The 12247-nt window shown below is 72.5% G+C and carries 12 protein-coding genes; 6 read left to right on the top strand and 6 right to left on the bottom strand.

Annotated elements, in window-relative coordinates:
* Positions 1-245: 245 nt before the first annotated feature.
* On the bottom strand, positions 246-638 hold the full coding sequence (locus tag HEP81_RS31715) for an ankyrin repeat domain-containing protein (protein ID WP_037650903.1): 393 nt from the start codon (positions 636-638) through the stop codon (positions 246-248).
* Between the two features lie 263 nt (positions 639-901).
* On the opposite strand from HEP81_RS31715, the gene HEP81_RS31710 reads away from it, so the two are divergent.
* Entirely contained in the window at positions 902-1096 is a 195-nt protein-coding gene (locus HEP81_RS31710; protein ID WP_037650905.1) for a hypothetical protein, read from the top strand.
* Between the two features lie 49 nt (positions 1097-1145).
* Positions 1146-2795 carry a P-loop NTPase family protein gene (locus tag HEP81_RS31705; protein WP_037650907.1) on the top strand — a complete coding sequence of 550 codons (1650 nt, stop codon included), beginning with the start codon at positions 1146-1148 and terminating at the stop codon, positions 2793-2795.
* 61 nt (positions 2796-2856) lie between these two features.
* Here HEP81_RS31705 and HEP81_RS31700 read toward each other — a convergent pair whose 3' ends face one another.
* A complete protein-coding gene (locus HEP81_RS31700) occupies positions 2857-4368 on the bottom strand; it encodes an SCO1417 family PLP biosynthesis transcription factor (RefSeq protein ID WP_037650909.1) in 1512 nt (503 codons plus the stop codon).
* 131 nt (positions 4369-4499) lie between these two features.
* Here HEP81_RS31700 and yczE point away from each other — a divergent pair, with 131 nt between their 5' ends.
* The 4 genes from yczE to HEP81_RS31680 all read left to right on the top strand — a co-directional run bounded on the left by yczE (position 4500) and on the right by HEP81_RS31680 (position 7960).
* Entirely contained in the window at positions 4500-5123 is a 624-nt protein-coding gene (gene yczE, locus HEP81_RS31695; RefSeq protein ID WP_243279644.1) for a membrane protein YczE, read from the top strand.
* Complete coding sequence (locus HEP81_RS31690) at positions 5120-5887, top strand: glycerophosphodiester phosphodiesterase family protein (protein ID WP_037650912.1); 768 nt, start codon at positions 5120-5122, stop codon at positions 5885-5887. Before yczE ends, HEP81_RS31690 begins: the two co-directional genes overlap by 4 nt.
* A 55-nt stretch (positions 5888-5942) precedes the next feature.
* A complete protein-coding gene (locus tag HEP81_RS31685) occupies positions 5943-7307 on the top strand; it encodes an MFS transporter (RefSeq protein WP_037650914.1) in 1365 nt (454 codons plus the stop codon).
* 278 nt (positions 7308-7585) lie between these two features.
* A complete protein-coding gene (locus tag HEP81_RS31680) occupies positions 7586-7960 on the top strand; it encodes an RNA polymerase-binding protein RbpA (RefSeq protein ID WP_009187548.1) in 375 nt (124 codons plus the stop codon).
* Positions 7961-8050: 90 nt separating this feature from the next.
* Here HEP81_RS31680 and fxsA read toward each other — a convergent pair whose 3' ends face one another.
* From fxsA to HEP81_RS31660, 4 genes are all read right to left on the bottom strand, one after another.
* Positions 8051-8611 carry an FxsA family membrane protein gene (fxsA, locus tag HEP81_RS31675; protein WP_037650916.1) on the bottom strand — a complete coding sequence of 187 codons (561 nt, stop codon included), beginning with the start codon at positions 8609-8611 and terminating at the stop codon, positions 8051-8053.
* A gap of 42 nt (positions 8612-8653) precedes the next feature.
* On the bottom strand, positions 8654-9451 hold the full coding sequence (locus tag HEP81_RS31670) for a polyprenol monophosphomannose synthase (RefSeq protein WP_037650918.1): 798 nt from the start codon (positions 9449-9451) through the stop codon (positions 8654-8656).
* Between the two features lie 608 nt (positions 9452-10059).
* Positions 10060-11649 (bottom strand): amidohydrolase, encoded by a 1590-nt coding sequence (locus HEP81_RS31665; protein ID WP_037650920.1) that lies wholly within the window; start codon positions 11647-11649, stop codon positions 10060-10062.
* A gap of 90 nt (positions 11650-11739) precedes the next feature.
* Complete coding sequence (locus HEP81_RS31660) at positions 11740-12180, bottom strand: Lrp/AsnC family transcriptional regulator (RefSeq protein WP_037650922.1); 441 nt, start codon at positions 12178-12180, stop codon at positions 11740-11742.
* Between the last annotated feature and the right edge of the window lie 67 nt (positions 12181-12247).

Here is a 12247-nt window from a genome sequence, read left to right as displayed (position 1 = left end):
CGCGTGACACAACGTCGGAGCGCCCGCCGTCTCTTGCTTGCTGTAGCCCATTTCTCTCTGCCTCTCGTCGGTGGCCCATGCGGACCGCATCACGGTCCGCGCGGTGCGGCAACACCTGCCCAGCCATCGCGTCCGTGAATCACGTCGTCATGATGACCCGCGGTGCGTGCTGCCGCGACCGTATTTCCGGCGGCCCTGTACCGCCTCCCCCGTTTTCTGTGTCTTAGCTGGTCAGAAGCCCGGCGTCAGCTGACACCGAACAGTTCGAGCACATCGGCCCGACCGAACATCCGGGCGGTGTCGACGGCCGACGGCGTGCCCTCGGCGGGGTCGGCGCCGCCCTCCAGGAGGGCCTTGACGACCTCCGTCTCCCCCTTGAAGACCGCGCCCGCGATCGGGGTCTGGCCCCGGTCGTTGACCCGGTTCGCCTCGGCGCCGCGGGCGAGCAGCGCGCGCACCGCGCCGGCGTGCCCGTGGTACGCGGCGAGCATCACGAGGGAGTCCCCGCGGTCGTTGGTGAGGTTGGCCGGAACGCCCGCGTCGATGTACGCCACGAGTGCCTCGGTCTGTCCCTGCCGGGCCAGATCGAAGATCTTGGTCGCCAGCTCCACGACCTCCGGGTCGGGGGCTTCGCTCATCGGCCGGACCGCCTCTCATTACAACCGTTCAGGTGAACCGCAAGGGTACTGGCTCGTGCCTCACATGACCCGTTGTGCCCGACGTAAAGATCGCTACGGGCGGGGCCGGCCGCAAGTGCCCTGCTCAGCGGTGCCGTATCGGCTCCACCATACGGGCGAATAGTCACGATATTTACCCAGTTGCGCTCTTTATCGTATAGACACATGCTGTGATCCTGGAAGTACTGATGGTGACTGTCCCCCTCGACACCAGGAGGCCCCCAATGATCCTCTCCATGTCAGGCGTCGTCCTGCTCGGCACCGTCGTGTTCCTCTACTTCCGCAAGGACGGCCTGAAGGGCTCGCACGCCTGCGCCTCGACCCTGTTCGGGTTCTACCTGTCGAGCACGGCCATCGCGCCGAGCATCAAGGCCGGCGGGGAGAGCCTGGCCAGCCTCCTGGGCGGCATCAAGTTCTGAGGCCGGTACCGCACGACGCCCCGCCCGCACGCACCACCAGGAGACAGCAGTGGCCCGGCGCCCACTCCCCCGCATTCTGAGCAAGGACGGCGCGCAGCTCGCGCGGACGCAGCTGGCCCGGAGCCGGGAGCTGGCCCGGACGGCGGCCGACAGCGCCACCGACGTCCTCCATCCGCTGATCACCCTCTCCCGCGGGCTGCGGCTGCTGGCCGCGGCGGGGCGGCGCAGATGGACCGCCACCCCCAAGGACCGGCGCGGGCCGCTGCTGTTCCTGGTGGCCTGCGTGGTCCTGGTGGTGGCGCTGGCACCGTACGGGCCGCTGCTCGCCGTCGTCACGGTGATGGCGGCTGCGGCCTGGCTGGGCCGCGACCGCACCGCGCCCGAGCCCGAGGGGCCCGACGAGTCCCAGACCGAGCGGCTCCGGGCGCTGTACGAGGCGCTGGTGCCGTACTTCTCCGTCCCCGAGGACCCCGCCCCGCTGTACGCGCACGGCGGGGACTGGGAGAAGGCCTTCCCCGCGCACGAGTTCGACGAGGCGGGGCGCGTCGGGCAGCTGCTGCTCCGCTACCCCGCGTACTTCCCGGACGGCGAGCCCGAGGCCCGCGCGCGGGTCGAGCAGGTGCTCACCGCGAAGGCGGGGCGCGGGCGGGAGTACCGATTCGGCTGGGACGAGGTGGGCAACCAGCTCACCGTGAGCGTCCTGCCGCCGCTGCCCGCCGACATCGTGGCCCAGCGGTTCGTGACCGCGCCCGGCGAGAGCGTGCTCGGCTTCACCGACCCGAGCGAGGTGCAGCGCACGCTTCCCCTCTCCTTCGGGGACTACGGGGACTCCTACGACGAGCAGCGCGATGTCCCGCCCGTCGTCTGGCGCACCGGCACCCGTTCCACCGAGCCGCATCTGCTGGCGGTCGGCCAGCCCGGCAGCGGCACGTCCACCCTGCTGCGCTCCCTCGCCCTGCAAGCCCTTCAGTACGGCGATGTCCTCATCGTGGACGGCGGGGGCACCGGCGAGTACGCGTGCCTGACCGGCCGGGACGGGGTGCTGGCCGTGGAGTGCGCGCTGCCGGGGGCGCTGGCCAGCCTGGACTGGGCGGCGCGCGAGACGGAACGGCGGCTGGTCGCGATCAACCTGGCCCGGCAGGCGGGCGACCCGCCCCCGGCCGACACCCGGCGCCCGCTGTGGATCCTCCTCGACCGGCCGAGCGTCTTCGCGCACCTCGCGCAGGTGGACGGCCGCGAGGACCCGCAGGACCTGCTCCAGGTGCCGCTGCGGCACGGGCGGGCGGCGAATGTGACGGTCGTCGTCGCCGAGCAGTACGACGGCCTCGACGCGCTCGGCGACGCGGTACGGCAGCACACCCGGGCCCGGGTCGCCCTCGGGTCCGCGGCGGCACGGCAGGTGGAGGCGGTGCTGGGGGCGGCGCCGCGGACGACACCGCCGGCGCAGATGCCGCCGGGGCGGGGGTACGCCCGCCTGGGGCACGGTCCGGTGCACCGGCTCCAGGTGCCGAGGACGCCCGATCCGTACGACGACGCGACGAGTGAGGGGGATCGGCGGGCGGTGCTGGACCTGTTGCCGCCGCGGGTCGCGCAGGCGGCGCGGCCGATCGACCTGACCAAGGGGGTCGCCGCGGAGGGGGTTACCGCGCAGCCGGTTCCCGCGGAGCCCGCGGCCGCGGAGCCCGTGGCGGCGGAGTAGGTCTTCGGGCGCGGGTGCGTAGCGGCCGGTCGCGCGGTTCCCCGCGCCCCTTCGGGGCGCTCTACGCCACGAACGTCCGCGGTGATTCCGCCGCCGCCCCCGTGCCCCCGGTCTCCACCAGCCGGGCCGCCGCGGCCAGTCGTACCGCCGCCTCCTCTGCCACCGCTCCCCCCACGGTGAACGGCAGCCGGACGTACCCCTCGAACGCGCCGTCGACGCCGAAGCGCGGGCCGGAGGGGACGCGGACGCCCGTGCGTTCGCCCATTTCCGCGAGGCGGGAGCCGGAGAGGCCGCCCGCGCGGACCCAGAGGGTCAGACCGCCCTGGGGGACGGAGAACTCCCAGTCCGGCAGCTCCCTGCGCAGGGCGGTGACCAGGGCGTCCCGGTTCTCCCGGGCCTGTGCCCGCCGCAGTGCCACCGCCTGCTCCCAACCCCCCGTGCTGAAAAGCCAGTTGACGGCCAGCTGCTCCAGCACCGGCGTGCCCAGGTCGGCGTACGCCCGGGCCGCGACCAGGCTGCGGACGATGTCCGGCGCGGCCCGCACCCAGCCGATCCGCATCCCGGCCCAGAAGGCCTTGCTGGCCGAGCCGACCGTGATCACCGTGGAGCCCGCGGGGTCGAACGCGCAGACCCGGCGCGGCATCCCCGCGGCCCTCACCTCCTCCTCCAGCCACAGCTCGCTCATCGTCTCGTCGGCGACGAGCACCGTGCCCGCCGCGCGGGCCGCGTCCACCAGGCGGCGCCGCTGGTCCTCGTCGGCCAGCGCCCCCGTGGGGTTGTGGAAGTCGGCGACCACATAGGCGAGCCGAGGCGCGGCCTCCCGCAGGACCTGGCGCCAGCGGTCCATGTCCCACCCGGCGAGCCCCTCGGCCATCGCGACCGGCACCAGCCGTGCGCCCGCCTCCCGCATCAGCTGGAGGATGTTGGCGTAGGAGGGGGACTCCACGGCGATGCGCTCGCCGCGGCCCGCGAAGAGATGGCAGATAGCGTCGATGGCACCCATCGCGCCGGTCGTCACCATGATCTGCTCGGGCATCGTCGGGATCCCGCGCGCGGTGTAGCGCTCGGCGATCATCGCGCGCAGGGCGGGCAGTCCGGCCGGATAGTCGCCGTGCGTGTGCGCGTACGGCGGCAGTTCCTCCAGCGCCCCCTGCACGGCGCGGGTGAGCCAGGGCTCGGGGGCGGGCAGCGAGGCGCAGCCCAGGTCGATCACCGAGCCGAGGGCCTCAGGGGGCAGCGGCTCAAGACCCCGTGCGGGCACCGGATTGCCGGCCGGTACCGCGGTCCAACTGCCCGCGCCGCGCCGGGACTCCAGGAAGCCCTCGCCGCGCAGCGCCTCGTAGGCGGCCGCGACGGTGGTGCGGCTCACCGAGAGGGAGAGGGCCAGTTCGCGTTCGGCGGGCAGCCGCGCGGCGACCGGGACGCGCCCCTCCAGGACCAGCAGCCGGATGCCGTCGGCCAGCGCCCGGTAGGCGGGCGGGCGGCGGCTGCCGGGCCCGGCCGGCCGTTCCTGCTGGGAGTTGAGCAGCCGGGCGAGCTGCGCGGCCCCCACCGCCGAGGTCCACTGCGCCATGCGATCAGTCCACCTTCCCCGGATTGGCCATGGATGGAGTTTCCTCCCAAGCCACAGAGTGACATGCGTCAGGCCACTACCACTACCCAGGGGGGTATGCTGTGTCCACTTCCGGACATATAGGACGCCGATTGGTCCAGCTCTACGTCGGACTCACGCTCTACGGCGTGAGTTCCGCGCTGCTCGTCGCCTCGGGCCTGGGCCTGGAGCCCTGGGGGGTGCTGCACCAGGGGCTCGCACGGCGCACCGGGCTGAGCATCGGCGAGGTGTCCATCGCAGTGGGGGCTGCGGTGCTGCTGCTGTGGATCCCGCTGCGGCTGCGCCCCGGGCTCGGCACCGTCTCCAATGTCTTCCTCATCGGCCTGGCCCTGGACGGGACGCTCGCGCTGCTGCCCCCGGCGCACTCGCTGCTCGCCCGCGTCCCGCTGATGCTCGCCGGGGTGCTGCTCAACGGCGCGGCCACCGGCCTGTACATCGCGGCGCGCTTCGGACCGGGCCCGCGCGACGGGCTGATGACGGGTCTGCACCAGCGCACCGGGCGCTCGATCCGGCTGATGCGCACGATCATCGAAGTGACGGTCGTGGCCACCGGGTTCGTGCTGGGCGGCACCATCGGTGTGGGCACCGTGCTGTACGCCCTGTCCATCGGTCCGCTGGCCCAGTTCTTCCTGCGGGTCTTCGCCCTGCCCCCGGCATCGAGCAGCAGCACGATCGTTGCCGAAAGGACACCCCGCGGAGCGATACTGCGTCGGTGACCACCGCGATACGCCACCCCTACCTCGACCACCCGGGCCCCCTCGCCTTCGCCCATCGCGGCGGAGCCGCCGACGGGGTGGAGAACACCGCGGCGCAGTTCCGCCGCGCCGTGGAGCTGGGCTACCGCTACATCGAGACCGATGTGCACGCCACGGCGGACGGCCGGCTCGTGGCCTTCCACGACACGACCCTGGACCGGGTCACCGACGGCGCGGGCCGCATCGCCGACCTGCCCTGGTCCGAGGTCCGGCGGGCGCGGGTCGGCGGCCGTGAACCGGTGCCGCTGTTCGAGGAGTTGCTGGAGACCTTCCCCGAGGTCCGCTGGAACATCGACATCAAGGCGGAGCCGGCGCTGCGGCCGCTGCTCGACCTGCTGGAGCGCACGGGCGCCTGGGACCGGGTCTGCGTGGGCTCGTTCTCCGAGGCACGGGTGCTGCGCGCCCAGCGGCTGGCCGGGCCCCGCCTCGCCACCTCCTTCGGCACCCGCGGGGTGCTGAGCCTGCGGCTGCGCTCCTGGGGGCTGCCGGCCGCGGTGCGCCGCTCGGCGGTGGCGGCACAGGTGCCGGAGGCCCAGTCGGGCGTCCCGGTGGTCGACGCCCGCTTCGTCCGCGCCGCCCACGCGCGCGGGCTGCACGTCCACGTCTGGACGATCAACGAACCGGAACGCATGCACCGGCTGCTGGACCTGGGTGTGGATGGCATCATGACCGATCACATCGACACGTTGCGCAAGGTCATGGAGGAGCGCGGGGTCTGGGTCTGAACCGACCCGGCACCGGCCGCCCTTGCCTTCGCAGGGGAGCGGAAGCGAGGGCACGATGGGGATCGACACCGTGCGCGCGGGGGTGGCGGACGAGACCGCCGATCTCCGGCGCCAGCAAAGAGGCTGGTACTTCTACGACTGGGCGTACTCGGTCTATTCGGCGAGCGTCCTGACCGTTTTCATCGGTCCCTATCTCACCTCGATCGCCGAGCACGCGGCGGATTCCGGCGGCTATGTGCACCCGCTGGGCATACCGGTGCGGGCGGGGTCGTACTTCGCCTACTCGGTGTCCCTGTCGGTGATCCTGGCCGTCGTGGCGATGCCGCTGGTGGGCAGCGCGGCCGACCGTACGGGCCGTAAGAAGCCGCTGCTGGCCACGGCCGCGTACACCGGCGCGGCGGCGACCACGGGCATGTTCTTCCTGGACGGCGACCGGTATCTGCTGGGCGGGGTGCTGCTCGTCGTGGCCAATGCCGCGGCGGCCGTCGGCGGGATGCTCTACAACTCCTATCTGCCGCAGATCGCCCCGCCCGAGGAGCGCGACGCGGTCTCTTCCCGCGGCTGGGCCTTCGGCTACGGCGCGGGCGCCATGGTCCTGGTCGCCAACCTGGTCCTGTACTCGGCCCACGACTCCTTCGGCCTGAGCCAGGGCCAGGCGGTGCGCATCTGTCTGGCCTCGGCGGGTCTGTGGTGGGGCGCCTTCACCCTCGTACCGCTGCGGCTGCTGCGCGACCGGCGGGCGCGGGCGGCGGGCGAGGCCGCGCCGGAGGGGGTCCCGTCGACGGGGCTGCGGCAGCTGGCGGCGACGGTGCGGGACATGCGCCGGCACCCGCTGACGCTGTCCTTCCTGCTGGCCTACCTGATCTACAACGACGGCATCCAGACCGTCATCTCCCAGGCCTCGGTCTACGGCTCCCAGGAGCTGGGGCTCGGGCAGTCCACGCTGATCGTGGCGGTGCTGCTGGTGCAGGTGCTGGCCGTGGCGGGCGCGCTGGCGATGGGACGCCTCGCGCGGACGTACGGCGCCCAGCGCACCATCCTCGGCTCGCTGGTGGCCTGGACGATCACGCTCGCCGCCGGGTACTTCCTGCCCGCGAAGGCGCCGGTGTACTTCTTCCTGCTGGCCGCCGGGATCGGCATGGTCCTCGGCGGCAGCCAGGCGCTGTCCCGCTCGCTCTTCTCCCATCTGGTGCCGCCTGGCAAGGAGGCCGAGTACTTCTCGGCGTACGAGCTCAGCGACCGCGGGATGAGCTGGCTGGGCCCGATGCTGTTCGGTGTGACGTACCAGCTGACCGGTAGCTACCGGTCCGCGATCATCTCCCTGGTGGCCTTCTTCATCATCGGATTCGCCCTGCTCGCCCGGGTCCCGGTACGGCGGGCGATCGCCGCCGCGGGCAACCCGGTGCCCGAGAAGATCTAGCGCCGATTTAGCGCTCGGCACGAAAGGGCGGTAGTGTACGCGTTTGGCCTGCCAGGCGTACCGTTACTGCGCGTCAAAGATGCCGAAACGCTGGGTGACATCTGCTAGCAGATGTGACAAACCGGGCGCCTGTGGGTAGAACAAGGGGCGGCTACGACGGCGACGCATGACCCGGAACGGGACTCGGAACGGGAATCTTTACCGCCGACCGGACGTTGACCGGATGACGACGACAGCGACACCTGTCCTGTGGGCGACAAGCCCGGGAGGCACGATTCATGAGTGAGCGAGCTCTTCGCGGTACGCGCCTCGTGGTGACCAGCTACGAGACGGACCGCGGCATCGACCTGGCCCCGCGCCAGGCCGTGGAGTACGCATGTGAGAAGGGGCATCGCTTCGAGATGCCCTTCTCGGTCGAGGCGGAGATCCCGCCGGAGTGGGAGTGCAAGGTCTGCGGGGCCCCGGCACTCCTGGTGGACGGCGACGGCCCTGAGGAGAAGAAGGCCAAGCCCGCGCGTACCCATTGGGACATGCTGATGGAGCGGCGCACCCGTGAGGAACTCGAAGAGGTCCTTGAGGAGCGCCTGGCGGTGCTGCGTTCGGGGGCGATGAACATCGCCGTACATCCCCGGGACAGCCGCAAGTCGGCATAGCGGGCAAGCCGCACAGCGCACATACACGAGACCGCGGGCGCCGTACGTTCTTCAGGACGTACGGCGCCCGCGGTCTGTCATGCTTCCGGGCTAGCGGGTCAGCGGCGGTCGCCGCTCGTCCGGTCCCGGGCGGTCGGCGCGGTCCTCGTGGATGACCTCGCCCTGGACGACCTTGCCGTCGGGGCGGTGCATACGGGCCTGCTGGAAGGCGTCGCCCAGGCTGCCCGGGGCGGCGGCGCGCAGCCGCTTCTCGAAGGTGTTCTCCGCGAGCCGGCTCACGGCCTTCTGCACCGGGGGCAGCAGCAGGAGCAGGCCCAAGAGGTCGGAGATCATGCCAGGGATGATCAGCAGCAGGCCGCCGAGCATGGTCAGCCCGTTGCCCCCGCCGCGCTTGGGGGAGCCGCCCTGCTGGAGCGCTTCGTTCAGGTTCTGGAAGGCCCGGCGGCCCGCCCGCTTGATCACCACGGAACCGGCCACCACCCCGGCCACGAGCAGCAGGAAAACGGTCATACCGCCCGCCGCGCCGGCGACCAGGGTCAGCAGCCAGATCTCCAGCACCAGCCACCCGGCGAGCCCCAGCGGCAGATACCTGCGCAGCCGGGAGCGCCGGGGCCGGTCGGTGTACGGGGTGGTCGGAGCGCCAGTCGTCATACCCCCAGTGTGCCTGGCTCCGGCTCAGCGCCGGATAAGGGGTTACGGGGTGCGCTTGTCCTTGCCGGTGAGCTTGGCGACGCGATCCCCCGCGCCCCAGGCGGTGACCCGCCACAGCGCCTCGACCAGGATGTCCTTGCTCATCTTGGAGTCGCCCAGCTCGCGCTCCACGAAGGTGATCGGCACCTCGATCACGTGGTAGCCGGCCTTGACCGCGCGGCGGGCGAGGTCGACCTGGAAGCAGTAGCCCTGCGAGGCGACCTCGTCCAGGCCCAGGCCCTTGAGTGTCTCCGCGCGGAAGGCGCGGTAGCCGCCGGTGATGTCGCGCAGCGGCAGATCGAGGGCGAGCCGGGAGTAGAGGCTGCCGCCGCGGGAGATGAACTCACGGGACTTGGGCCAGTTGACCACCCGGCCGCCGGGCACCCAGCGGGAGCCGAGCACCAGGTCGGCGCTCTTGAGGGCGGTGAGCAGCCGGGGCAGCTCCTCGGGCTGGTGGGAGCCGTCGGCGTCCATCTCGACCAGCACGCCGTAGTCGTGCTCCAGGCCCCAGCGGAAGCCCGCGAGATAAGCGGCGCCCAGGCCTTCCTTGCCCTTGCGGTGCATCACCTGGACGTTGTCGTCCTCGGCGGCCAGCTCGTCGGCGAGCTTGCCGGTGCCGTCGGGGCTGTTGTCGTCCGCGATCAGCACGTGGGCCTCGGGGACGGCCTTGCGCACCCGGCCGACGATGGTCTTGATGTTCTCCGCCTCGTTGTAGGTCGGGATGATCACCAAGGCCGTGCCGAGCGGACCGAACTGCCTCCCCTGGGCCTTGGCCGCGAGGGTCCCGTCGCCGTCGTTCACTGCTGCCCCTTCTGGTCGTACGCAGGCGTCCACCATAGTGGCCGCCGCCTGGGTGGACGTGACAGCTGGTACGTATGGTGGTGTCGATTGCACAAGAGAGGGGTAAGAACGCGCTTTTCGGGATGTTCCCGATCTGTTCGCGGCACGTTCTTTTCCTCTTCCGACTGTTCGGATGATTCCCCGCCCGGGTGGGTTGCCTCCCCCGTGCTACGGATGGGGGCCCGGCGCCCTTCGGGCCGACCTGGGACCCGCTGGCTGCGGATCGACCGAAAGCCGTTGTCTACTGAGGCCGGGCCCCACCCGGGTCACACCTGGCCGACCGGCTGGAACGCTTCCCCGCCGGCGCGGGCGCTGAGCCTGGCTGCCAGTGGCGGTGCCCCGGTGCGGGGGCGCCGTCCCTGACCCAGCGGCGCGGCGGGGAGGGGCGCGAACGCTTCCCGGTCGGGCGTCCGGTGGTGGACTCGCACGAACCTACCGGCCCTCAGCTCCCGACTGTCAACAGACCCCTGGCCTGGGCGTCCTCCGTGCCGCCCGGGAACGGTGCGGAGGATGCGCAGGTCGCGCGAGGCGCCCGGGGCGAGGGGCGGCCGCCGCGCCACCCCCGGAGATCACTCGCCCGGCCGTACGAAGACCGTCCGGCCGCCCACCACGGTGCGCAGACAGCGCGGCAGCTCGCCGCCCGGGGTGAGGTCGGGCAGGCCGGGGGTGCCGGAGCGCGGGTCGGTCGACCAGCGGGCCACCCGGTCGTCGGGGGCCTGCACCACCAGCTCGCCGGTGCGCCAGACGGCGAAGTCGGCGGGTGCACCGGGCACCAGGACGCCCGCGTCGTCCCGGCCGATCGCCCGCCAGCCGCCCCGGGTGTGCGCGGTGAACGCGGCGCGCACGGAGACCCGGTGCTCGGGGGTGTGGTGGAAGGCGGCGGCGCGGACCGTGCCCCAGGGGTCGAGCGGGGTGACGGGGCTGTCGGAGCCGAAGGCCAGCGGGACACCGGAGCGCAGCAGGGCGGCGTACGGGTTGAGGGTGCGGGCCCGCTCGGCGCCGAGGCGGCGGGCGTACATGCCGTCCGCACCGCCCCACAGCGCGTCGAAGGCGGGCTGCACGGAGGCGATCAGGCCCAGCTCGGCGAAGCCGGCCACGGTCTCCGGGGTCAGCATCTCGGCGTGTTCGACGCGGTGCCGGGCGGCCCGGATCCGGGCGAGGCCGACCTTCTCGGCGGCCGCGCGCACCCCGTCGACCACGGACGACACGGCGGCGTCGCCGATGGCGTGGAAGCCCGCCTGGAGGCCCGCCTCGGTGCAGGCGATCACATGGGCGGCGATGGTGTCGGTGTCCAGGTAGGCGGTGCCGGTGTGGTCCGCGTCGGCGTACGGCTCGTGCAGGCACGCGGTGTGCGAGCCGAGGGCGCCGTCGGCGAAGAGGTCGCCCGCGGCGCCGATCGCGCCCAGCTCGCGGGCCTTGTCGACGTCCCGCTCGGCCCAGTAGCCGAGGACCCGGGGGCCGGGCAGGGTGGCGGCGAGCTCCAGCAGTCCGGTGAAGTCGTCCTCGGAGGAGATCTGCGGTCCGCCGCACTCGTGCACCGAGCCGATGCCGAGGGAGGCGGCGTGCGTCAGCGCGGTGCGCTGGGCCTCCGCGCGCTGGGCGGGGGTGATGGCGGCGAAGGCGGCCTTGCGTACGGCGTGATGGGCGTCCCGGGTCAGGGGCGCGTCGGTGCGGGGCAGGTCGCCGCCGACCATGTCAAGCAGGGCGGTGGTGACGACGGCCGAGTGCACGTCGATGCGGGAGAGGTACAGCGGGCGCCCGCCGGTGGCCTCGTCCAGCTCCGCGCGCGTCGGCGGCCGGCCACCGGGCCAGCGGGCGGCGTCCCAGCCATGGCCCAGCAGCACTCGGTCACCGGGCCGGGCGGCGGCGAACTCCCGGACCAGTTCCAGCGCGGCCGCCAGGGAGGGCGCGGCGCTCAGATCGAGACCGGTCAGCGCGAGACCGGTGGCCGTGGTGTGCACATGGGCGTCCGTGAAGGCCGGAGTGACCAGGGCGCCGTCGAGATCGATCACCTCCCCCACGCCGTCGGCGAACGCGTCCGCGGCGCCCTCCGACCCGACCCAGGCGATATGGCCGGCCTCCACGACCATCGCGGTGGCGAAGGGATCGGCGGGACTGTGGACATCGCCGTTGCGGAGAAGGAGGGTGCGGTCGCTCATAGGCGACAGTTTCTCTCGGACCGCGCGGGGTGGTGCATCTGGGGCGGTGGGTACCGGTGCGGCGGGGCACCCATGGCGGACAGGGCGTCGTCAGATGAGCGGTGGACGGGCCTCGTACGGGGTCGAGAGGACCACCGTCGTACGGGTGGACACACCCGCCAGGCCCCGGAGCCGGGCCAGCAGCTCCTCCAGTTCGTGCGGGGTCGCCACGCGGACCTTGAGGATGTAGTTCTCGTCGCCGGCGACGCTGTGGCACGCCTCGATCTCGGGCACGCCGGCGAGGCGGTCGGCGATGTCGTCGGGGGCGCTGGGGTCGAACGGTTTCACCGAGATGAACGCGGTGAGGGGCAACCCGACGGCCTCCGGGTCGACCACCGCGGCATAGCCGCGGATGACGCCACGCTGTTCGAGCCGGCGCACCCGCTGGTGCACGGCCGACGTGGACAGGCCCGTGGCCTTGCCCAGGTCTGTGTAGCTCATCCGCCCGTCCTTGACGAGCAGCTGCACGATCTGACGGTCCAGCTCCTCCATGGCGCCAAAACCTACAGGGCGTTCGATCTTCTCGGACAGCCGACGGCCCTCCTCGGATGCCGGTACG

Origin of the sequence: Streptomyces griseofuscus (assembly GCF_014673495.1) — a bacterium.
GTDB lineage: Bacteria > Actinomycetota > Actinomycetes > Streptomycetales > Streptomycetaceae > Streptomyces > Streptomyces murinus.
This window is presented reverse-complemented; position numbering and strand designations above follow the sequence as displayed.